Genomic DNA, 20,927 nt, shown 5'->3' on the forward strand with positions numbered 1-20,927 from the left:
CTCGCAGTCCGGGCACTTCGGTGGGGCTTCCTACGCGTGGCCATGGCGGACACTTCCTTCCGGCTTCAGGCATGGGCGGGGTAGGGACCTGGCGCGAGACAGTCACGCCGACCGTGAAGCGGAGATTGGTCAGGCCGGGGCGGGGGCGGGTTCGACCGCCGGGGCCGGAACCTTGACCAGGCTCGGCAGGACAGGCCGGAAGGCCTCCAGGGCCTTGATCTCCGGAGTGCGGTGAGCCTGCGAGTTGGCGATGTTCACGGCCCGCCGGAGCGTGAGGTGCGGGGTGCGGATGCGGACCCAGCCACCGGAGGACTCACCGGCGACAGCCGTCCCGGGGCGGTCGGTCGGGATCTGGATCGTGGCGAGGACGGCGTCCGGGGAGACGTCGCCGAAGGCCATGTTCGCGCTGGTCTCGTCGTTGACGCGGTGAGCGGTCCGGCCGGTGAGCTGGGCACGGAGCATCGTGATCCCCTTGCCGAGTTCCGAGCCGAAGCGCTGCCCGCAGATCTCCAGATAGACGCCGGCCGCCCGGCCGAGCTGGGCCAGCCGGACCAGAGCGGTGATGATCCGGTCCCGGCGCTTCTCCTCCTCCTTCGTCGCGAACAGCGCGAGTTCGGCGACCTCATCGACCACGAGCACGACCGGCGTCGGCCGCAGGTGGTCGGGCAGGTCCCAGATGTCGGCGGTGATCTCCGCGTCCGGGACGTCGGCGCTCAGCCGCTGTTCGCGGCGGATGAGCTGATAGACCTCGGCCATGTGCCCGACAAGCGCGTCGAGCAGCTCGGCGGCGGAGTCGGGATTGTCGGCCAGCGCGGTGAACCGGCGCGCGAGCGGAGCCAGTTCCACCCCCTGCTTGCAGTCGATCCCGACCAGAGCGACATCCTGCGTGGCGAGACCGGCAACGAGGTTGCGCTGATAGACGGACTTCCCGGACTGCGTGGCACCGACGTTCAGCGCGTGCGGGCTCTGCCGGTAGTCGCGGTAGTAGACCTCCCCGTCCTCCCGCATGGCGACCGGAACCCGCATCGCCCCGCCAGCGGCGATCACGGGCATCTGGACGCGTTTGAGGACGTCGTAGCCGGTCATCCGCAGCTCGACCACACCCGACTTGATCTCGCGGGCGGTGACGTTCTGCATGACGAACGAGTGCCGCAGGCGGTCCGAGGCGGCGGAGAAGTCGAACGCGTCCTGACCCGCCCGGAGCTTCACCCGCAGCACCAGCCCGGTACGCGTCGGGCGGAGCCGCAGAATCCGAGGGGCCCGAGGCGCCGGGGCCGGCCGGTTCGCCATCCGGGCGAGCGCGAGGCGGAAGCGGGACGGCGGGACCGTCAACCCGCACGCGTCCATGACTGACGAGTACCGGACCAGTACCCGGACCACCGCGAAGAGGATGCCGAAGGTCATCCAGTACCAGGCCGGACGCTGCCACCGCAGCAGCAGCGCGACCGAGGCGACCAGCGCCAGCGTTACGGTTAAGGCGGTCCAGTCCACGGCTAGACCCCGACCGTGAGGGCGACCGCACGGAACGAGATGCCGTGCCGCGTCTGGCCGTTGAACGTGTTCTCCCAGTCCCGCGCCTTCAGCCCGATCACCGACACCGGCATACCCGGCGCCAGCCCCTCGGGGAGACCGGTCTCCGGAACGGTCACCTGGTAGAGGTTGCCCTCCCCCTCGTCCGAGATCAGCAGACCCACCGTGGACAGACCGGCACCGGTCTCCCGATCCATCGCGCGCTCACCGGTCTGCTTGCTCACGAGCTTCGGAGTCGGGGCGGTCGCGACGAACACCACGGCAGTCGAAAGGTCGATCTTGAAGGACGGCATGTCCACTCTCCCGGTAAGGGGGGCTTAACAGCCCGAGCGTCGAACCCCCACTCCGTTAAGGGGGGGTTACCACCTAAGATGCACGCGACTGGTGCGAGGTGTCAAGCCCCCCTTAGCATGTTGGGTATGAAGACAGTCCCCCGTCCGCTTTCGCGAGGTGTCCGCCGTGATTGACGAAGTGCGGCGCGTCGCCGCCATGCAAGATCACGCGCTTCGCGTGAAGGCCGCAGTGGACCTGATGGGGGAGCTCCAGGCCGCCGTTGTCGAGACCTCGCGCATGCGCAAGGAGAGCATCGCTTGGCTCCGTGATCACGGGCACTCGATGGCGGACGTAGCGAAGTTGATGGGCGTCAGCCGGGCACGCGTGGCACAGCTCCGTGATGCTGGCCCGCCGCCGGAGCGAGCGTTCCTTGGCACGCAGGACGTACAGGTACTCGTCCCCATGCGGCCGGGAGAGCGGGACTACGTGGCGCTCGAAGACAGCTCCACGGGTCAGAAGCTGCTCGGACTGGCACATCAGCTCCAGCTCGAAGGAGACCTGGGCTACATCCCGACGTCAGGCGAGATCGACCTCAACCGCGACGACCTCATCGTCGTCTGCGGACCCAAGACGTCGCCTGTCACCGCCGAAGCACTGGGCAACGACCCTCAGTTGGCTTTCGAGACCCTGCCCGATGGTCGTTGGGCTCTGATCGAGCGGAGCAGCGGCACCGTTCACACCTCACCCACCGACAGCCCAGAAGACCCGACGCCCACGGACATCGCCTATCTCGGCCGGTTGCCGAGGCCGGACGGGCGGGGGACGTTCCTCCTGATCGCGGGGGTTCACGCCGTGGGCTCGTTGGGTGTGGCCCACTTCCTCGCCGAGAACATCGCCAGCATCTACAAGGAGGCTGGTACCGCTCCGTTCTCCATGGTGGTCACCGCCGACTACGAGCCGAGCACCAAGGCGATCACCGGCAGCCGGGCCCTGAGCGATGTCTTGATCCACGAAACGGCTTAACGTGCTCGTTCGCCAGGTCAGTAGCTCGCGGCCGCATGGGCCCAACGAGGACTTTGTACTGTCCAGCCCCGCTGTGGTCGTGGTCCTGGACGGTGCCGGCATGGCGCTCGGCATGGAGTCCGGATGCAAACACGGGGTCGCCTGGTACGTACAGGAGCTGGGCACCCGCCTCCACTACGAGGTCGCCCGACAGGAGTCTCCGCTCGCCGACTGTCTTGCGACTGCCATCGAGTCCACGGCTGGTCTGCACCGGGATACCTGCGCTGTCGATGATCCACTCTCGCCATCCGCGACGGTTGCGATCGCCCGGGTACGGCGTGGTGTCTTCGAGTGGCTGGTCCTGGGAGACTGCACGCTCCTCGTGGACAACCACGGCATCGTCACGGCTACTACAGACGATCGTCTTGCCCTCGTGGCGCCGCACGCCCGCGAAGCTCTCGCAGGCACCGCTCCCGGATCAGCAGCGCAGAGAGCAGCTCATCAGGCACTCGTCAGTGCGGAGCGCAGTCTGCGCAACACGCCCGGCGGGTACTGGGTGGCAGCGGCCGACCCGGCAGCAGCAAGCCAGGCTTTCACCGGTGTCGAGGGCGCATCCGATGTCCAGGCAGCAGCGCTGCTGACCGATGGCGCCGCGAGACTCGTGACCACGTTCCACGCGACGGACTGGCGGGGCTGTCTGGATCTACTCGCCCGCAACGGCCCCGAAAATGTGATCCGGCAGGTCCGCGAAGCGGAGCGATCCGACCCCGATCTCAGCCGATGGCCCCGGAGCAAGCAGTACGACGACGCCACGATCGCGTACATCTGCCCGTAGGAGAGCGGGGAGCTGTTACAGGTTTCTCTACCTCATCAAGGCACCCGCCGCGCACGGCGCGGCGCGCGCGGCCCGTCGCCCGGGCCTGCGCTCCTGTCTGCGCCCCGCTCCAGCCCGGGCGCCGTCCGCACGCCTGACAGCTTGGGTTGATGGGAAAGCAGGCCTTCAAGCACGGCAACCGTCACATGGCACGCGTAGCCACGAGCGCTGCCGACTGCGGCCAAGACGGGCGATCCAAAGACAGCCAGCGGCGAGGGAGGGGTGGCCTCTTGCGCATGGCCGGCCGACTGTCGGGGCCGAGTAGGGCGAGGCGCCGTGCCCCCGCCGTCGCGGATGACGGGAGCGTGAGGCGACCGCACTGCCGGGAATGGGCGGGCGTGGAGCAGCTGCTGCCGCGATGTGGCGGGGGCCGGTGTGGTCGCTCCGCGTCGGTACCAGTTTCCTCGTGGCTGAGGAGCGCGTCGTTCGGGCGTCTTCGCAGGTGACGGCCTGTGGCAACGCCCTAGGTCGGATCTTGTGGCTGAGCTGACAAGTTGTGCCACTCATGACCGCATCCGTCGACGCAGTACAGCGCCCGCCTACGGCTATCGGCGATGCTGAAGAGGGCGACAAGCAGGCGAAATGACTTCGTGAGTTCGTATTCCGGAAGTTGCGCCATCCCGAAGCGCCACTTCGTAAGCATGACCGCGGGCGTGTGAGTGGGGCGAATGCCAGAGCGCGCGATGCTCTCTGGGACATCGTCCTCACGAGCGCGAGCCTGACCGCAGAAGAGCACCAGAGCATGCACGGCCTTGCGCTTGTCGTCCTCTGACAGGTTCTCGAACCACTCGACCCCCTCAGCTGTCGATCTGAGACCTTGTGCGAGTTCGTTCAGGATCACCTCGTGCGCGTACAGCACAGCCTTCCCCTCCCGTGCGACCAGGCCGACGGTACCCCCGTGGGCACCAGCGAGTAGCACCGTTTTTGGGTGCCCCGCGTGCCCCTTGCGTGCCCGAACGAGCGGGAAACCACGGGGAACACCAGGCAATCATGGGGCCAGACACGCTGACGGCCCCTGACCATTGATCCTGGTCAGAGGCCGTTTCGCCTGGCGGTGGGTGTGGGATTTGAACCCACGGTGACTCGCGCCACGACGGTTTTCAAGACCGTTCCCTTAGGCCGCTCGGGCAACCCACCCCGCGCCGGGTCCCGTTCGGGGTGGCGCGGGGGACAGCCTAGCCGGTCAGTTGTCGCCCGTGCGTTCGCCGAGGGTGACTGTGGTCGTGGTCGGCTTGCCGTCGCGCTCGTAGGTGAGCTTGATCGTGTCGCCGGACTTGTGGGTCCAGATCTCGCTGATCAGCGTCGGGCCGCTGTCGATCTGGCGGTCGCCGAGCGCCGTGATCACGTCGCCGGGCTTGAGGCCCGCCTTCGCCGCCGGGCCGTTCGGGGTGATCGCCGGAGTCCCGCCCGCGCCCTCCTGGGCGATCGTGGCGCCCGCGCCCTTGTCGGTCATGTTCACCGTCGCGCCGATCACCGGGTACACCGGCTTGCCCGTCTTGATCAGCTGCTCGGCCACGTTCCTGGCCTGGTTGACCGGGATGGCGAAGCCGAGGCCGATCGAGCCCGCCTGGGACTGGCCGAAGCCGTTGCCCGTCGACTGGATCGCCGAGTTGATGCCGATCACCGCGCCGCTCGCGTCGAGGAGCGGGCCGCCGGAGTTGCCCGGGTTGATCGAGGCGTCCGTCTGCAGGGCGCTCATGTACGAGTTGTTGCCGCCGGAGCCGTCGCCCGAGGCGACCGGGCGGTTCTTGGCACTGATGATGCCCGTCGTCACCGTGTTGGACAGGCCGAAGGGAGCGCCGATCGCGATCGTCGAGTCGCCCACAGCCACCTTGTCCGAGTCGCCCAGCGGGAGCGGAGTCAGCCCGTCCGGCGCCTTCTTCAGCTTCAGGACCGCCACGTCGTAGCCCTCCGCCCGGCCGACGACCTCCGCGTCGTACGTCTTGCCGTTCGAGAACGTCGCCGAGAGCGTGCCGCCCTCCGCCGCCGACGCCACCACGTGGTTGTTGGTGACGATGTGGCCTTCCTTGTCATAGACGAAGCCGGTGCCGGTGCCGCCCTCGCCCTCGCTGTCACCACCGCCGCTGCCACCGGACTTCGCCTGGATGGTCACCACGCTCGGGAGCGCCTTGTTGGCCACCGCGGCGACCGTGCCCGGGTCGCGCTTGAAGGACGCCGGGGAGTCGCCCGCGGAGACCGTCGTCGAGCTGATGCCGTCGTCGCCGCGCTCGGCCGCCCAGTAGCCGATGCCGCCGCCCACACCGCCGGCCACGAGAGCCGCCACGAGGACCGCCGCCACCAGGCCGCCGGTCCGCTTGCGCGGAGCGGCGGGCTCCGGGACGGGCGGGACCGACGCGCCCCAGGCCGGCACGGCCGGGGGCGGCGGGGGCCAGCCCCCGGCACCGGCACCGGCCGCAGCAGCAGCCGGTGCGTGAGCCTGAGCCGCCGCCGGCTCCGGCGCCTGAGCGTGAGCCTGCCCCTGCCCCTGCGGCTGCGGCTGCGCGTCAGCCTGCGCCTGGGCGTGGACCTGCGGCTGCACCTGCGTCGGCTGATCCGACCTCGGGACGTCCGCCGCGGGCGCGGTGGGCGCGGTGGGCGGCGCGGTGGGCGCCGGGGGCGTAGGAGGGGCGGGAGGGACGGACGGGGCACTCGGGTCCGCCGGAACCTCGGTGCCCTCGTTCTCGGTGCTCACGGCTCTCTCCTCGTTCACTGCGGTTCACTGCGTGGGTGGATGCCTCGCAAGGTGCTGCGAACAGCTTTTCCCACGGGACGTCAGGCCACTGTAAGGCGGAGCTGTGCGTCTGCGTCCCATTCTTTATTTACGGACAGAACGGACGCGACCCCGTGAGCCCGCTCCGCCAATGGCACCATGACGCGGTGACCCACGCACGGCAGCACCCTCGGCCGCACCCGAACTCCACCCCCGTCCAGGTGGTCGCCCACCGCGGGGCCTCCGAAGAAGCCCCCGAGCACACGCTCGCCGCCTATGTGAAGGCCATCGAGTACGGCGCCGACGCCCTTGAGTGCGATGTCCGGCTCACCGCCGACGGCCACCTCGTCTGCGTCCACGACCGGCGCGTCGACCGCACCTCCAACGGCCGCGGCGCCGTCTCCGCCCTGGAGCTCGCCGACCTCGCCGCCCTCGACTTCGGCACGTGGAAGGGGCGCGAGGAGGCGGGCGAGAGCCCGGACTGGAAGGACCCCGGCCTCACCTCCGTACTGACCCTCGAACGCCTCCTGGAGCTGGTCTCCGACGCCGGGCGCCGCGTCGAGCTGGCCATCGAGACCAAGCACCCCACCCGCTGGGCGGGCCAGGTCGAGGAACGGCTGCTGCACCTGCTCAAGCGGTTCGGACTGGCGGAGCCCGCGAGCACGGAGGAGTCTCCCGTACGGGTCATGAGCTTCTCGGCGCGCTCCCTGCACCGGATCGCAGCCGCCGCGCCGACGCTGCCCACCGTCTCGCTCTCGCAGTTCGTCACCCCTCGGCTGCGCGACGGCAGGCTGCCGGCGGGTGCGGTGATCGCCGGACCGTCGATCCGGATCGTCCGCCACCACCCGGCCGTGATCCTCCGCCTCCAGAAGGCCGGACATCAGGTCCATGTATGGACGGTGGACGAGCCGGAGGACGTCGAACTCTGTGTGCGGCTCGGCGTCGACGCGATCATCACCAACCGGCCGCAGCAGGTGCTGTCCCAGTTGGGCCGTCTTTGACCCCTCTCCGTCCCTTCCCCGTCCCCTCGCCGGCCTCTTCGCCGGCCCCTTCCGCCCCCTCCACCCCACCCGTCTCCTGACTTACAGGGAGTGCACCGGCGCGTTCGGTCCGTACTCGATCGTCACGAGTGCGTCACCACACGCTCATGGGGCGGTTTCCGGTCCAGGCCATTGGGGCATCCACACCGTGGCGTGGGGCAAAGGAGGTCTCGGGGGTGGCGTTGGTGGTGGCACAGGAGGTGCCCACGTCGTCGAGCATGGCCGTACCCCATGGCCCTGCGGGCGTGGGTGAAGCGAGACACCGTATGCGGGAGCAGTTGATCCGCAGCGGGATGTCCGAGTCGGTCGTCGACGACGCGGTACTGATCCTTTCCGAACTGCTCAGCAATGCCTGCCGGCACGGCAGACCGCTGGGGCGGGCCGACGTGGGCGACGGAGACGTCCGCGCGGCCTGGCGCGTCGATCCGTCCGGTGGGCTGACGGTGGAGGTGACGGACGGCGGTGGTCCGACCCGGCCCGTTCCGTCGACGCCCTCGGTCACCGCGCGCGGCGGGCGCGGGCTGAACATCATCAGCGCCCTGGCCCAGGACTGGGGGGTGCGCGACAGCGCGTCCGGCGAGGTGACGGTCTGGGTGCTGGTCACTGAGGGCCATCGCCGCGAGGACTTCGCCGCGCGGGTCGGCGGCGGCTCGGGCTTCGAGTTCCTGGACGCGTACGACGACCTGGATTGAGACCACCCCGGATCGGCGGGCCGGGACGGCATCGCGCGCCACGATCCCGGACGACGGCCTCGGGGCGCGCCCCGTTCGGCGCGTAGGCCGTGCTCCCCGGTGCGTGGGCCGTGCCCCTCGGCCCGTGGACCGCGCCCCCGGCGCGTAGGCCGTGCTCCCGGGCGGTGAACGTGCCCGCTTGAGCCCCTCGGCAGTCCCGTACGGCTAGGCTCGCCCGACACAGAGCCGTGCACCACGTGCGGCCCTGCACCACAGCACTGCCGCGATCGGGAGAAGCCACACCATGGCCAAGAAGCGCCCCCAGACGAAGGCCGCCAAGGCACAGGTCACGAACGGGGAGATCCCGGTCGTCGGTGCGCGCGAGCCGTGCCCCTGCGGGTCGGGCCGCCGCTACAAGGCGTGCCACGGGCGGGCCGCCGCGCACGCCGTGACCGAGCTGGTCCAGCGCCCCTTCGAGGGGCTGCCCGGCGAGTGCGACTGGGTCGCGCTGCGCGAGCTGGTGCCCGCCGCCACCGTTCCGCTCACGCTGAAGGACGGCCTCCCCGAGGGCGTCCCGTCCGTGACGCTCGCGACCGTGCTGCCCATGGCATGGCCCGCGCTCCGCCGCGACGACGGCTCCGTCCTCCTCGCCCTCCAGAACGACTCCTCCTCCGGCGACCTCGCCCGCGACCTCGCCGACACGCTGCTGCGCGCCCTGGAGACGGAGCCGGGCTCCCCGGTCACCCCGCGCCGCGTGCCGGCCGACGGGCCCCGCCTACAGGATCTGCTCGCCCCGAACAGCGATTTCTCGCCGGTCGTGCACACGGGCTTCGAATTCTGGATTCCGGAGTCCGCCGACAACTCCAACCCCGAGGTCACCGCCTCCCTGGAGCGCGCCAACGCCGCCGCGATCCCCACGGTCAAGCTGACCGGCGTGGACTCCTCGTACTGGTGCGAGACCCCGGACAAGAACCACCTGCGCTGGGTCATGCCGCACCCCGAGGAGAAGCTCCTCGACGCGCTCGCCCGGCTGCAGGCCGCCGGCACGTCCTCCCTGGGCGAGAACACCCGTCTCGTCGGCTCCTTCCGGGCCCACGGCCTCATGGTCCCGGTCTGGGACCTGCCGACGTCGATGAGTGCCGAGGACTGCGAGAAGCCCGCTGCCGAGTTCGCCGAGCGGCTGGCAGCGGCGCTGGCCTCCGACGCTCCGCTCACCCCCGAGGAGCGGCGGGCGCGCGGCGGTCTCACCAACCGCCAGGTCACGCTCAGCTGATACGCGTGGTGCGTGTGGTGACGGTGTGGACTGACAGACCGACCAGTCGGTGACATCCGCCACAACTCCCTGTGCGGTCAGGTAAATCCCTGTCCGAATAACCGAGATCGAATTTGCGAACCGCAGATCTCTTGTTACCGTTCTAGAAGCCCGGTCGCTGGTGCATCCCCCGTCGCCAGCGATCGGGTCTTCTCATGCCCGGACGGAGTTATCCGGAATCTCAACTTCCGCCCGCACCGGCCGTGTTGCTTCCGGCCCGGAGCAGCAGAGGCGTGCTTGATCCCTCTCCCGCACCCGCGAATTCCGCGACGGCCGAATATGCCGAGACCGCGCCCCGCGCACGCTCCCTGGGCGTCTCGCACACCCCCGGTTCATCCCGCGCGACAACGGCACATCGCACTTGTACGGTCCGCCCGGCAGGCCCCATCAGGGTGAGTACCGCGTCGAGCCGCTGACCGCCGGCGTTGCGGTAGTACGTACGTCCCCAGGTGTCCGGGCCCTCCGTGAGCACACAGGTCTGCGCCTCGATCCCGTCCGGAGAGGTCAGTTCCGGGCCACAGTGCGCGCTGCGGGCGGGATCCGGGGAGGAAGCCCCGGGGGCGCCCAGGAGCGCGCTCGGGGGCGCGGAATCCCGTGCGCCCCCCGATCCGTCCCGTACGCCGGCCTCTTCGCCCGCCTGCACCCCCGCCTCCGCGCCCGATGCCGAACCGGATGCCGCACCGCGGTCCGCGCCAGGGGCCGCCCCGGGGTCCGTGCCGGAGTCCGATCCCGCCTGCTGTCCCCGCTCCGCCCCGGCCGCCGACCCGCCGACACCGAGGCCCGGCAGCAGAGAGCCGTCCGCACGTCCGCCCTCGCCACCACCCGCCCGCGACGTGGAGTCACCGTCGCCTCCGGGGCCCGACGCCGGGCCGGCGAGGGCGACGAGCGGCAGGAGCGTGGCACACGCCACGACGGCCCCGAGCCCGATCATGCGGAGATTCATGGGACCCACCTGCCCGGCTGGCTACGACGCTTCGTGAACGGTCCGCCGAAGATATCGGCGGACCGGCGGCGCATCGCGCGCCGCGCGCCCGTTTCCCGCACAAGTCGGGCGGCCTCACACCCGTATGGGTGAGGCCGAACGCCCCAGCACCCCGTCAGGATGAGGCCGAACACCCCAGCGCCCCGTCAGTACGAGAGTCTGCTGCCGCCCCCGGGCGCGCCCGTGCTCGCCTCGACCAGGGCGTCCACGACCGCCTCCACGTCCGGCAGCCAGGGCCGGGCGGAGCCTTCCAGCGGGGCGCGTTCCCAGCGCACCTGGCCCGTCCCCGCGACCGACGGAGGCAGCAGCAGATAGCCGCCCTCGCCGTGGAACCGCAGCGAACTGGGCACGCTGTCCTTCGCGTACAGCAGGTCGCCGAGCTGTTCGAGCCCGTACGGGGCGACCAGCAGCGACCAGCGGGTGGGCGTCGCCACCACCGGACCGAGCCGCATGCCCATCGCGTCGAGGGCGGTCAGGGCACGTGCCCCCGCGACCGCCGGGAGGCTGACCGCGCAGGGCGCGCCGCCTCCGGTGGCCAGGACGACCGGGGCGTCCGGGCGCCGGGTCCACCACCAGCGGACCATGCGCTCGTCGGTGGTGGCCGCGAGCAGTCCTGGGTCGAAGGGGTGCGCGCCGGGGACGGCGCACCCGGGGTCGGGGCAGGCGCAGCCGGCCCCTCTGGACGTACGGGTCGTCGCCTTGAGCCCGACACCCGGCAGGACGGGCCAGCCCCACTCGGTGGCGCAGACGAGCGCCGCGTCGAGCTGGACGGTCCTTTCCCTGCGCCGAAGCCGGAACCTGCGTCGCCTTCCGAGGATCTCGCGCATGAGCGCTCGTTCCTTTCCGTTGAACGCCGAATCCACATCACACCATGTGCAGATCACTTCACCGTGCGTAGCAGCGCGTACAAGGTCGGCGGGTCACCACCCCGTGCGGTGGGGCGGGAGGGGCCGAGCTGAGGCTCGTCGTCCACTAGAGGGGGCGCGGCCTGCGGCGGTGAGGACGCCCAGGCACCCTGCCAGGTTCCGGGGCTGTTCCAACTGCCCCTGGCCATCACCGATTACGTACCCATCACGTTCAAATCAACGCGCTTTCAAACGACGCCAGTCGACCGCAAATGGTGCACCGAGGGGGCAATTTTCAGCCAACTTGGCCTGCACTTCAACCCTTCTGCCAAACCCCACGGACACCACAAGTCCCGTGGGGACAATGCTGGACATCGCTCCTCTTGTGCGTGTACATGTGGATGCATTGCTAGCGGCGCAGATTGACATGGGGGTTTGCGATGCTATTGAGCGAAACGCACCCGTCGGAAAGCCGTCCGACATGAGCGCCCCACACCTGCCGAAAGTGGCTGGAATCGATTCCACGGTTCCCTCGCCCGCGCACACTACCGCGCCCGCCCCGCCCGTGAACCCCTCCTCGGCGGCCCTTCCGGGCATCCCCGGCGCGCTGATCCAGGACCGGCTGGCCGGCTGGGTCTCCGACCTCACCACCCTCCACGAACTCACCGAGCGCCTGATCAAGACCGGGTCGCTCGACGAAGCACTGCGCGAGGTACTGCGCGCCGGAGCCGCCCTCGTCGGCGCGCGCCGCGGCATGGCGGTCTTCGAACCCGCCGACGGACGCGGCCCCGCGTCCACCATCGGGCTCGGGCTCGCCCACGCCGAACTCGGCACGATCGAGACGGTTCCGCGCAGCGTCACCTCCTACGGCCGCATCCTCGACGGCCTCCCGGAACCGGCCGCGCCGAGGTCGCCGGCCGCCCCCGCCGACCCACTGGCCACCGCCGGCACCGCCGAGGCCCGCCCCGGTTCCGCTACCGGTGCCACTGTCGGCATCCCCTCCGGTACGGCTGCCGCCCCCGGCTCGATCACCATCCCCGACCCCATCGCCGTCCCCGACCTGCTCAGCGAGCCCGAGCTCGACCCGCGTCACCGCGAGGTCGCCGCCCGGCTCGGCTACGCCGCCAGCTACGCGCTCCCCCTCGCCACCGAGGCCGCAGGCAAGCTCGGGGCCGTCGTCTGGCTCTACGACGAGCCCGCCGAACCCGTCGAGCGCCAGCGCGATCTCGTCGGTCTCTACGGCCGCTACGCCACCGAGCACCTCGCCCGCCTCCTGGATCTCGAGCGCGCCCGCGTCCAGGTCGCCACTGTCGCCGAGGAGTTGCTGCCCAGCCGCCTCCCCCGCGTCCCCGGCGTCCAGCTCGCCGCCCGCCACCGCACCGGCCCCCAGGGCGGTGGCGACTGGTACGACGCCCTGCCGCTGCCCGAGGGTGCCCTGGGCCTCGCCGTCGGCTCCGTCTCCGGGACCGGCCCGAGCGCGCTCGCCGCGATGGGCCGGCTGCGCGCCTCCCTGCGGGCGTACGCGGTCATGGAGGGGGAGGACCCGGTCGCCGTCCTGTCCGACCTGGAACTCCTGCTCCGGCTGACCGAGCCGGCCCGCTCGGCCACCGCGCTCTTCGCGTACTCCGAGCCCAAGCAGCGCAAGCTCGTCCTCGCAGGGGCGGGCCACACCCCGCCGCTGATCATCGGCGAGCACCGGACCGAGTTCGTCGAGACCTCACTCTCGGCACCGCTCGGCATGCTCGCCTGCTGGGAGGCGCCGAGCGTCGAGATCGCCCCCGCCCCCGGAGAAACGGTGCTGCTCTACACCGACGGACTGCTCCGCCGGACCGGCGACCCCATGGACCGGGCCTTCGCCCGGCTGCACGCCGCCGCCGCGAGCGTCCCGAAGGCGGACCGTTCAGACCCTGGGGCCGTCGCCGACCACATCCTGCGCACGTTGGTGCCCGAGGGACTGGGCGGCGGCGACGCCGCCCCGGACGTCGACGGAGAGGACGTGGTCCTGCTCGCGGCCCGCTTCGACTGAGACAGGACCATCTCGCACACGTCAGCCACGTCAGCCACGTCAGTGAGCGGTGCGTGACGCTGCGGTGACGGGTCTTCCGGCCCTGGGCCTTTTCCCGTACGACCGTACGATGGACTGGGTTCAACGTCGTACCGAAGGAGACCCCCCGTGGCAGACGAGCTCACCCCGGAAACCCCGGACGAGACCGAAGAGCCGATCAAGCAGCGCAAGAACGGCCTTTACCAGGGCGTGTCCGACGAGCTCGCCGAGAACATGAAGTCCGGCTGGGCCGACACCGAGCTGCACGACCTGCGGCCGATCGCCCAGGCCGCGCACACCGCCGCCCGTCGCGCCGCGCTGTCCGCGCGCTTCCCCGGCGAGCGCCTGGTGATCCCCGCGGGCAACCTGAAGACGCGCTCGAACGACACCGAGTACAGCTTCCGCGCCTCGACCGAGTACGCCTACCTCACCGGCGACCAGACCGAGGACGGCGTCCTCGTCCTGGAGCCCACGAAGACCGGCCACCGGGCGACGATCTACCTGCTGCCGCGCTCCAACCGCGAGAACGGCGAGTTCTGGCTCGACGGCCAGGGCGAGCTGTGGGTCGGCCGCCGGCACTCCCTGACCGAGGCCGAGCAGCTCCTCGGCGTCCCCGCCAAGGACGTCCGCGAGCTGGCCGCCGCCCTCAAGGAGGCCACCGGACCGGTCCGCGCCGTGCGCGGTCACGACGCCGGCATCGAGGCCGCGCTGACCGACAAGGTCACCGCCGAGCGCGACGAAGAGCTGCGCGTCTTCCTCTCCGAGGCCCGTCTCGTCAAGGACGAGTTCGAGATCGCCGAACTACAGAAGGCCTGCGACTCGACCGCCCGCGGCTTCGAGGACGTCGTCAAGGTCCTCGACAAGGCGGAGGCGACGAGCGAGCGCTACATCGAGGGGACGTTCTTCCTGCGCGCCCGCGTCGAGGGCAACGACGTCGGCTACGGCTCCATCTGCGCCGCGGGACCGCACGCCACCACCCTGCACTGGGTGCGCAACAACGGCCCGGTCCGCTCCGGTGACCTGCTGCTCCTCGACGCCGGCGTAGAGACCACCGAGCTGTACACCGCCGACGTGACCCGCACGCTGCCGATCAACGGCCGCTACACCGACATCCAGCGCAAGATCTACGACGCCGTGTACGAGGCGCAGGAAGCGGGCATCGCGGCGGTCAAGCCGGGCGCCGCCTACCGCGACTTCCACGACGCCGCCCAGCGCGTGCTCGCCGAGAAGCTCGTCGAGTGGGGCCTCATCGAGGGCCCCGTGGACCGCGTCCTCGAGCTCAGCCTGCAGCGCCGCTGGACCCTGCACGGCACCGGCCACATGCTCGGCATGGACGTCCACGACTGCGCCGCCGCGCGCACCGAGGCCTACGTCGACACGACGCTCGAGCCGGGCATGTGCCTGACCGTAGAGCCGGGGCTCTACTTCCAGGCCGACGACCTGAGCGTGCCGGAGGAGTACCGGGGCATCGGCGTCCGGATCGAGGACGACATCCTCGTCACCGAGGACGGCAACCGGAACCTCTCCGACTCGCTGCCGCGCCGCGCCGACGAGGTCGAGGCGTGGATGGCCGGCCTGAAGGGCTGAGCCAGGACGCTCGCGCACGACGCCCCACGGGAAGGGCCCCCACCGACGACGGTCGGCGGGGGCCCTTCCCGTACACGCGCACACACGAACACGTCCACGCGCCTACACACCCACGCACCTACGCACCTGCACACCTGCACACCTGCACGAGCGTGCTCCGCAGCGCTTCAGGTCAGCGCCAGCGGCGCGTCCGCGCGCCACTTCACGATCTTGTCGAAGCTGACCAGCGCCCCGCCTCGGCCCGTACGGCCGAAGTGGACGTGGTCCGCGAGCTCCTCGATCAGCCGCAGCCCGCGGCCGCTCTCCGCGTCCGAAGGGACGGCGGCAGCGGGGCGCGCCACACCGGCGAAGCCCGGTCCCGCGTCCGCCACCTCGATACGACAGGTCTCGCCGTCCAGATAGGCCGTGACCCGGTACGCCTCCGACGCCGGGCCGGAACCGGTGTCTCCGCCGTGCTCAACGGCGTTGGCACACGCCTCGGTCAGGGCCACCGACAGGTCGTAGGAGACATCGGGGTCGACGCCGGCCGTCTCCATCGTGCCGAGCAGCAGCCGCCGGGCGAGCGGGACGCTCGCAGCCTCGCGCCTCAAATGGAGGGACCACCAGATGCTCATGCTTCAGCCTCCTGGCTGCGGCTCGACATGCTGCGGCGCGACATACCGATACCTATTGCCGCGTCGAGGGGTCCGTAAGCCCCCGGGAGGCAGAAGAGGGCTCGTTCGGCGGATGTGTGCACAACGCGCGCCGGTGTATGTCGCGCCCGAAGGGGCCGAAAAGCGATCTTCCGGACCTGCCGCATGGCGGGTGGGGGCCTGGTGCGATGATGACTCCCGCCATGTCTGCCCCCGCGCTCGCGCCACGACTGCTGAGGGCCGCGGTGTTCACCGCGGTCTGCGTCGTGCTGTCCGGCCTCGGGCACGCGATCGCCGCCTGTGCGGGGATCGCTCTGTGGACGCTGGTCGCCGGATTCCTGTTCATCTTCGGTGTCACCGTGCTCTTCGCCGGGCGGGAACGCTCGCTGCCCGTCATCGTCGCGGCCCTGGCCGGCGGACAGCTCGGGCTGCACGTCCTGTTCGGGCTCGGGCAGCGGCCGCTCTCGGCCGGCTCCCTGGGACCGGCCACCGACGAGGCGCTGATCCGGATGGCCGCGAAGATCGTCTGCGGCCCGGCGGCGACCTCCCTGAGCCCCGCCGACGCCGCCCGGATCGTCGCCGACGCAGGTCTCGGCCCGGCGGCCACCGCCACCCACGCGCACCCCGGCCACGTCGCCCAGCTGGCGACCGGCACGGCCGCGCAGGGCGGCGAACTCCTGCCCAGCCTGCCGATGGTGCTCGGCCACCTGCTGGCGGCACTCGCCACCGGCTGGCTGCTGCGCCGCAGCGACCTGGCCCTCCGTCGGCTCGCCCGGCTCTCCGCACACGGCGCGACCGAGCTCGCCGAATGCGCCCTCGTACGCTCCCTGCGCGCCGCACTGACGCTCGCGGGGGCACTGCTCTCCGGTCTTCCCGGGCTGCCGGCCGCCGAGCCGCGCCGGCCCGCCCGGACCGGCCACGACGTCTCACCGCCGACCGGCGCCGAGGCACTCCAGCACACGGTCATCCGGCGCGGGCCGCCGGTCTCCGCCCTCGCCCTCGCGGCCTGACGCGGGCCGTGCAGGCGGCACGGGCGGCATAGGCCGCGGCCGGTGCCGTACCCGGATCCAACGGTTCGGTACGACCAGCATCCGTACGACCTGCATCCGTAGGACTGACACACGTACCACCGACACCCGTGCCTACTCCCGTACGCACACCCGCGTCCGCAGGTCCATACGTCCGCAGGTCTATACGTCCGCAGGTCCGTAAGTCGGCACCGCACCCGCACCCGCACCCGCCCCGCACCACCAGCACCCGCACGTACCCGGATTCGCAAGCTGCCGGGCGTCGGCGTGCCGGAACCCTGACCCCTCTCCAGAGCTGGAGTGTCTTCTGCCATGAACGTTTCCCGTATCGCCGTCGCCGGCGGCATCGTCCTCTCCTCCGTCGTGCTGCTCTCCGGCACCGCCTTCGCGCATGTCGGCGTGCAGCCGCAGGGCGAGGCGGCGAAGGGTGGCTACGCGACCGTCAACGTCAAGGTCCCCAACGAGCGTGACAACGCCTCCACCATCAAGGTCGAGGTGAACTTCCCGGCCGACCACCCGCTCGCCTCGGTGATGCCGCAGCCCGTCCCGGGCTGGAAGGCCGACGTCACCAAGTCGGACCTCGCCAAGCCGCTGGAGCTGCACGGCAAGACGATCAAGCAGGCCGTCACCAAGGTCACCTGGACCGCCGAGGGCGGCGCGAAGATCGGCCCCGGCCAGTTCCAGCAGTTCCCGCTCTCCCTCGGCCAGCTGCCGGAGGACGCCGACCAGCTCGTCATCAAGGCCATCCAGACCTACGACAACAACGAGGTCGTCCGCTGGATCGAGGAGCCCAAGGAGGGCGCCGCCGAGCCCGAGCACCCCGCGCCCGTCCTGAAGCTCTCCGCCGCCAAGGACGACCACCACGGCGGCGGTGCGACGACGGACGCGAAGGCCGACGACAAGGCCCACGACAAGGCCGGCCACGACGCCAAGGCCGAGGACGGCCAGGGGCACACCGAGTCCGCGGCCTCCGCGTCCGACAGCAGTGACACCACCGCGCGCGTGCTCGGCGTGGTCGGCATCCTCATCGGTGTCGCCGGTGTCGCCTTCGGTCTGCTCGCCGGCCGTCGCCGCTCGGCCTGACCGGCCCGACCCCGTGCGCTGAGAGCCCCGAGGGCACAGCGCACCCCACGAACACGAGAGAGCACGTTCCATGTCAGTCCAGAAAGAAGCGGCCGGACCGGCCGCCGACGAGCGGCCCAGGCCCAGCCGACGCGCGCCCCTGATCCTCGCCGCGGTCGCGGTCGTCGCCGCCCTCGCGGTGACGGTCGCGGTCGGCCTCGGCGGCGGAGACGACAAGGCCGGCGGTTCCGGCAGCGGAGCCGTCGCCGAGATCTCCGCGGAGGGCGGCAGCGGCAGCGACAAGGCGGCCACCGTCCTCGACCGCCCCTTCACCAAGCCCGACCTCGTCCTCACGGACACCAAGGGCCAGAAGTTCGACCTCCGCGCGCAGACCAAGGGCAAGCCGACGCTGATCTACTTCGGCTACACGCACTGCCCCGACGTCTGCCCGCTGACGATGAGCAACATCGCCATCGCCAAGAAGCAGCTCCCCAAGGCCGACCAGGACAAGCTCCAGGTCGTCTTCGTCACCACCGACCCCGAGCGGGACACCGCGGCCGAGCTGGCCAAGTGGCTGCCCGCCGCCGGGGACCCGTCCTTCATCGGCCTCACCGGCGACTTCTCCACGATCCAGGTCGGCGCCCGTTCCATGGGCATCGGCATCGATCCGGCGAAGAAGGAGAAGGACGGATCGGTCGTCTCCATGCACGGAGCGCAGGTGATCGCGTTCTCGCCCACGACCGACCAGGGCTATGTCCTGTACGGCGAGGACACGACCGTCGACGACTACGCCAAGGATCTGCCGAAGCTCATCAAGGGGGAGAACCCGTGAACCGCCGCACCACCGTCCTGTCCACCACCGCCGTCGTCGCCCTGACGGCCGCCTTGACGCTGTCCGGATGCTCATCGGACAGCACCTCGGGCAGCTCCTCGGGCGCCGCCGGGGCCGACGGCAAGCCCGAACTGAAGGTCAGCGGCGCGTTCATGCCGCAGCCCGTGATGGACATGGCCGGCGGCTTCCTGACCATCAAGAACGAGAGCGGCACCGCCGACAAGCTCACCTCCGTGACGAGCCCCCTCTCTGACGACGTCCAGATCCACGAGACGAAGAACCAGAAGATGCAGCAGGTGAAGTCCTTCGACATCCCCGCGAACGGCGAACTCGACCTCGAACGTGGCGGCAGCCACATCATGTTCATGGGGCTGAAGACCAAGCCGAAGCAGGGCGACAAGGTCAGCATCGAGCTGCACTTCGAGAAGGCCGACCCGATCAAGGTCGACCTTCCCGTCGAGGCCGCCACCCACAACCCGAAGCAGCACTGAGCTACTTGAGGGACTGACACACACATGCCCACCACCACCGCCCCGCGCCTCGGAACCGCCCTGGCCCGGCTGCTGCTCGTCGCGGCCGCCCTCCTCGGCGTGCTGCTCGCCGGCGCCGCCCCCGCGTCCGCGCACGCCGCGCTGACCGGCAGCGACCCGCAGGACGGGGCGGTGGTCGCCACCGCCCCCAAGGAGGTCAACCTCACCTTCTCGGAGCAGGTCGCCATGGGCGGCGACTCGATCCGGGTCCTCGATCCCGCCGGGAACCGGGTCGACACCGGGGAACTCCGCGACCTCTGCAGCGGCAACATCGTCCGGTACGGGGTCGGCCTCCGTACCGGACTGCCCGAAGGCACCTACACCGTGGCCTGGCAGGCCGTCTCCGCCGACAGCCACCCCATCGCCGGCGCCTTCACCTTCTCCGTCGGCGCCCCTTCCGAGACCTCCGTCGCCCTCCCCGAGCAGAACGCCGGCGGCGGTGTGGTCGGCGCGCTCTACGGCATCGCCCGCTATCTCTCGTACGCGGCCTTCACCGTCCTCGTCGGCGGCAGCGCCTTCGTCCTCGCCTGCTGGCCGCGCGGCGCGAGCGTCCGGCCGATCCAGCGGCTCGTCGTCCGAGGCTGGCTCACCCTCACCGCGGCCACCCTGGTCATGCTGCTGCTGCGCAACCCGTACACCGGCTCCGGCGAACTCGGCGACGCCTTCGACCTCGGAGGGCTCAAGGCCGTCCTGGAGACGAAGACCGGCGCCGCGCTCGTCTCCCGGCTGATGCTGCTCGGGGCGGCCGCGCTCTTCGTCGCGGTGCTGTTCGGGGCGTACACCAAGCGGACGGACCCCAAGGAGAAGAAGGACCTCACCTTCGGTCTTGCGATCGGCGGCACGGTCGTGGCCGCCGGTATCGCGGGCACCTGGGCCCTCGCCGAGCACGCCTCCACCGGCATCCAGCCGGGGATCGCGATGCCCGTCGACCTCCTGCACCTGCTGGCGGTGGCCGCCTGGCTGGGCGGCCTCACCACGCTGCTCGTGGCGCTGTACCGAGCCCCCGGCATCGAGCGGGCCGCCGTGGAACGGTTCTCGAAGATCGCCTTCGGCTCCGTCGTCGTCCTCGCGGCGACCGGGCTCTACCAGTCCTGGCGGCAGGTCGGCTCCTGGTCGGCTCTGACGGGCACGTCGTACGGACAGCTCCTCCTGGTCAAGATCGGCCTCGTGGCCGTCCTGCTGGGCATCGCCTGGATATCCCGCCGCTGGACCCAGCGCCTGGGAGCACCGGCGGAGACCTCGGAGACGGCCGCAACGGCTGAGACCGACGAGGCCGCTCAGGCCGACGAGGCCGCTCAGGCCGACGAGGCGGCTGAGGTGGCTGAGACCGACGAGACGGTCGAGACGGCCGAGGAACCCCAGAAGTCCCCGGACACGGACGGGATCGACCCCGTGCGCGCCGCTCAGCTCGCCCGGCAGCGGGTGGCCGTCGCCACCGCGCGCACGAAGCGGGACCGCGACGCCGACCCCGAGCGGACCGGTCTGCGCCGTTCCGTCCTGACCGAGGCCGTGGTCGCCGTGGTCCTGCTCGCCGTGACGACGGTCCTGACCTCGACCGAACCCGGCCGCACGGAGGAGGAGGCGGGGCGCTCGCAGTCCGCCTCCGGTTCGACCGCCGTGCCCGAGCGGCCCGTGGACGTCCGGCTGCCGTTCGACACCGGGGGCGTCAACGGCAAGGGGACCGTACGGCTCAGCCTCGACCCCGGCCGGACGGGCGCCAACGCGCTCCACGTCTTCATCGACGGCCCGGACTCCCGTCCCCTGGACGTTCCCGAGCTCAAGGTCGCCTTCACCCTGAAGGCGAAGAGCATCGGCCCGCTGCCGGTCGTCCCCGACCGCATCCAGGCCGGTCACTGGAGCGCCAGTGGGGTGCAGATCCCGATGGCCGGCGAGTGGCAGATCCAGGTCACGGTCCGCACCTCCGACATCGACCAGACCACCATCGACAAGAACGTGAAGATCGGCTGAGCCTC

Annotated in this window: 18 protein-coding genes and 1 tRNA gene; 12 read left to right on the top strand and 7 right to left on the bottom strand. The window is 71.0% G+C overall.

The features are described 5' to 3' along the window. Positions 1–129: 129 nt before the first annotated feature. Both ACF09C_RS09260 and ACF09C_RS09265 read right to left on the bottom strand, forming a co-directional pair. Complete coding sequence (locus ACF09C_RS09260; protein ID WP_392091372.1) at positions 130–1,404, bottom strand: FtsK/SpoIIIE domain-containing protein; 1,275 nt, start codon at positions 1,402–1,404, stop codon at positions 130–132. An 89-nt stretch (positions 1,405–1,493) separates the two neighbouring features. Continuing rightward, positions 1,494–1,823, bottom strand: a complete 330-nt coding sequence (locus tag ACF09C_RS09265) for a hypothetical protein (protein WP_392090582.1) — start codon at positions 1,821–1,823, stop codon at positions 1,494–1,496. Positions 1,824–1,989: 166 nt separating this feature from the next. Between ACF09C_RS09265 and ACF09C_RS09270 the strand changes: the two genes are divergently transcribed. Further along, entirely contained in the window at positions 1,990–2,826 is an 837-nt protein-coding gene (locus ACF09C_RS09270; protein WP_392090585.1) for a sigma-70 family RNA polymerase sigma factor, read from the top strand. Position 2,827: 1 nt separating this feature from the next. Beyond that, the gene (locus ACF09C_RS09275) at positions 2,828–3,640 is read left to right on the top strand and encodes a protein phosphatase 2C domain-containing protein (protein ID WP_392090587.1); all 813 of its coding nucleotides are present in this window, start codon (positions 2,828–2,830) and stop codon (positions 3,638–3,640) included. A gap of 502 nt (positions 3,641–4,142) precedes the next feature. Here ACF09C_RS09275 and ACF09C_RS09280 read toward each other — a convergent pair. The 3 genes from ACF09C_RS09280 to ACF09C_RS09290 form a co-directional block, all read right to left on the bottom strand. Next, positions 4,143–4,538 carry a DUF5958 family protein gene (locus ACF09C_RS09280; protein WP_392090590.1) on the bottom strand — a complete coding sequence of 132 codons (396 nt, stop codon included), beginning with the start codon at positions 4,536–4,538 and terminating at the stop codon, positions 4,143–4,145. Between the two features lie 190 nt (positions 4,539–4,728). After that, positions 4,729–4,816, bottom strand: a tRNA-Ser gene (locus ACF09C_RS09285). Between the two features lie 46 nt (positions 4,817–4,862). Then, the gene (locus ACF09C_RS09290) at positions 4,863–6,371 is read right to left on the bottom strand and encodes a S1C family serine protease (protein WP_392090592.1); all 1,509 of its coding nucleotides are present in this window, start codon (positions 6,369–6,371) and stop codon (positions 4,863–4,865) included. A 185-nt stretch (positions 6,372–6,556) separates the two neighbouring features. Here ACF09C_RS09290 and ACF09C_RS09295 point away from each other — a divergent pair, with 185 nt between their 5' ends. From ACF09C_RS09295 to ACF09C_RS09305, 3 genes are all read left to right on the top strand, one after another. Continuing rightward, on the top strand, positions 6,557–7,390 hold the full coding sequence (locus tag ACF09C_RS09295) for a glycerophosphodiester phosphodiesterase (RefSeq protein ID WP_392090594.1): 834 nt from the start codon (positions 6,557–6,559) through the stop codon (positions 7,388–7,390). A 128-nt stretch (positions 7,391–7,518) separates the two neighbouring features. After that, positions 7,519–8,121, top strand: a complete 603-nt coding sequence (locus ACF09C_RS09300; RefSeq protein WP_392090596.1) for an ATP-binding protein — start codon at positions 7,519–7,521, stop codon at positions 8,119–8,121. A gap of 283 nt (positions 8,122–8,404) precedes the next feature. Beyond that, positions 8,405–9,373 (top strand): DUF5926 family protein, encoded by a 969-nt coding sequence (locus ACF09C_RS09305; protein ID WP_392090599.1) that lies wholly within the window; start codon positions 8,405–8,407, stop codon positions 9,371–9,373. A 1,167-nt stretch (positions 9,374–10,540) separates the two neighbouring features. Here the strand turns inward: ACF09C_RS09305 and ACF09C_RS09310 are convergent. After that, a complete protein-coding gene (locus ACF09C_RS09310) occupies positions 10,541–11,221 on the bottom strand; it encodes a bifunctional DNA primase/polymerase (RefSeq protein WP_392090601.1) in 681 nt (226 codons plus the stop codon). Positions 11,222–11,603: 382 nt separating this feature from the next. On the opposite strand from ACF09C_RS09310, the gene ACF09C_RS09315 reads away from it, so the two are divergent. Further along, positions 11,604–13,265: a PP2C family protein-serine/threonine phosphatase gene (locus ACF09C_RS09315; RefSeq protein ID WP_392091374.1), complete on the top strand. Its 1,662-nt coding sequence runs from the start codon at positions 11,604–11,606 to the stop codon at positions 13,263–13,265. Between the two features lie 147 nt (positions 13,266–13,412). Beyond that, positions 13,413–14,870, top strand: coding sequence for an aminopeptidase P family protein (locus ACF09C_RS09320; RefSeq protein ID WP_392090604.1), 1,458 nt, complete (start codon positions 13,413–13,415; stop codon positions 14,868–14,870). A gap of 167 nt (positions 14,871–15,037) precedes the next feature. Here ACF09C_RS09320 and ACF09C_RS09325 read toward each other — a convergent pair whose 3' ends face one another. Then, on the bottom strand, positions 15,038–15,484 hold the full coding sequence (locus ACF09C_RS09325; RefSeq protein WP_362414712.1) for an ATP-binding protein: 447 nt from the start codon (positions 15,482–15,484) through the stop codon (positions 15,038–15,040). 221 nt (positions 15,485–15,705) lie between these two features. Between ACF09C_RS09325 and ACF09C_RS09330 the strand changes: the two genes are divergently transcribed. The 5 genes from ACF09C_RS09330 to ACF09C_RS09350 all read left to right on the top strand — a co-directional run bounded on the left by ACF09C_RS09330 (position 15,706) and on the right by ACF09C_RS09350 (position 20,922). Continuing rightward, complete coding sequence (locus ACF09C_RS09330) at positions 15,706–16,512, top strand: hypothetical protein (RefSeq protein ID WP_392090606.1); 807 nt, start codon at positions 15,706–15,708, stop codon at positions 16,510–16,512. 330 nt (positions 16,513–16,842) lie between these two features. Then, positions 16,843–17,613, top strand: a complete 771-nt coding sequence (locus tag ACF09C_RS09335; protein WP_392090608.1) for a YcnI family protein — start codon at positions 16,843–16,845, stop codon at positions 17,611–17,613. Between the two features lie 70 nt (positions 17,614–17,683). Then, positions 17,684–18,424, top strand: a complete 741-nt coding sequence (locus ACF09C_RS09340; protein ID WP_392090611.1) for an SCO family protein — start codon at positions 17,684–17,686, stop codon at positions 18,422–18,424. Further along, positions 18,421–18,915: a copper chaperone PCu(A)C gene (locus ACF09C_RS09345; protein ID WP_392090613.1), complete on the top strand. Its 495-nt coding sequence runs from the start codon at positions 18,421–18,423 to the stop codon at positions 18,913–18,915. The genes ACF09C_RS09340 and ACF09C_RS09345 overlap by 4 nt, the downstream gene beginning before the upstream one ends. 24 nt (positions 18,916–18,939) lie before the next feature. Continuing rightward, positions 18,940–20,922, top strand: a complete 1,983-nt coding sequence (locus ACF09C_RS09350) for a copper resistance CopC/CopD family protein (RefSeq protein WP_392090615.1) — start codon at positions 18,940–18,942, stop codon at positions 20,920–20,922. The last annotated feature ends 5 nt before the right edge of the window (positions 20,923–20,927 follow it).

The organism is Streptomyces sp. NPDC014870 (assembly GCF_043081505.1).
Classification (GTDB): Bacteria; Actinomycetota; Actinomycetes; order Streptomycetales; family Streptomycetaceae; genus Streptomyces.

What these genes read in the sequence shown, in the direction of transcription:
- ACF09C_RS09330 (WP_392090606.1), top strand. Translation starts at nt 15,706, where the DNA reads ATGTCTGCCCCCGCGCTCGCGCCACGACTGCTGAGGGCCGCGGTGTTC.
- ACF09C_RS09260 (WP_392091372.1), bottom strand. Translation starts at nt 1,404, where the DNA reads ATGACCTTCGGCATCCTCTTCGCGGTGGTCCGGGTACTGGTCCGGTAC.
- ACF09C_RS09350 (WP_392090615.1), top strand. Translation starts at nt 18,940, where the DNA reads ATGCCCACCACCACCGCCCCGCGCCTCGGAACCGCCCTGGCCCGGCTG.
- ACF09C_RS09265 (WP_392090582.1), bottom strand. Translation starts at nt 1,823, where the DNA reads ATGCCGTCCTTCAAGATCGACCTTTCGACTGCCGTGGTGTTCGTCGCG.
- ACF09C_RS09310 (WP_392090601.1), bottom strand. Translation starts at nt 11,221, where the DNA reads ATGCGCGAGATCCTCGGAAGGCGACGCAGGTTCCGGCTTCGGCGCAGG.
- ACF09C_RS09340 (WP_392090611.1), top strand. Translation starts at nt 17,684, where the DNA reads ATGTCAGTCCAGAAAGAAGCGGCCGGACCGGCCGCCGACGAGCGGCCC.
- ACF09C_RS09335 (WP_392090608.1), top strand. Translation starts at nt 16,843, where the DNA reads ATGAACGTTTCCCGTATCGCCGTCGCCGGCGGCATCGTCCTCTCCTCC.
- ACF09C_RS09305 (WP_392090599.1), top strand. Translation starts at nt 8,405, where the DNA reads ATGGCCAAGAAGCGCCCCCAGACGAAGGCCGCCAAGGCACAGGTCACG.
- ACF09C_RS09315 (WP_392091374.1), top strand. Translation starts at nt 11,604, where the DNA reads ATGCTGGACATCGCTCCTCTTGTGCGTGTACATGTGGATGCATTGCTA.
- ACF09C_RS09325 (WP_362414712.1), bottom strand. Translation starts at nt 15,484, where the DNA reads ATGAGCATCTGGTGGTCCCTCCATTTGAGGCGCGAGGCTGCGAGCGTC.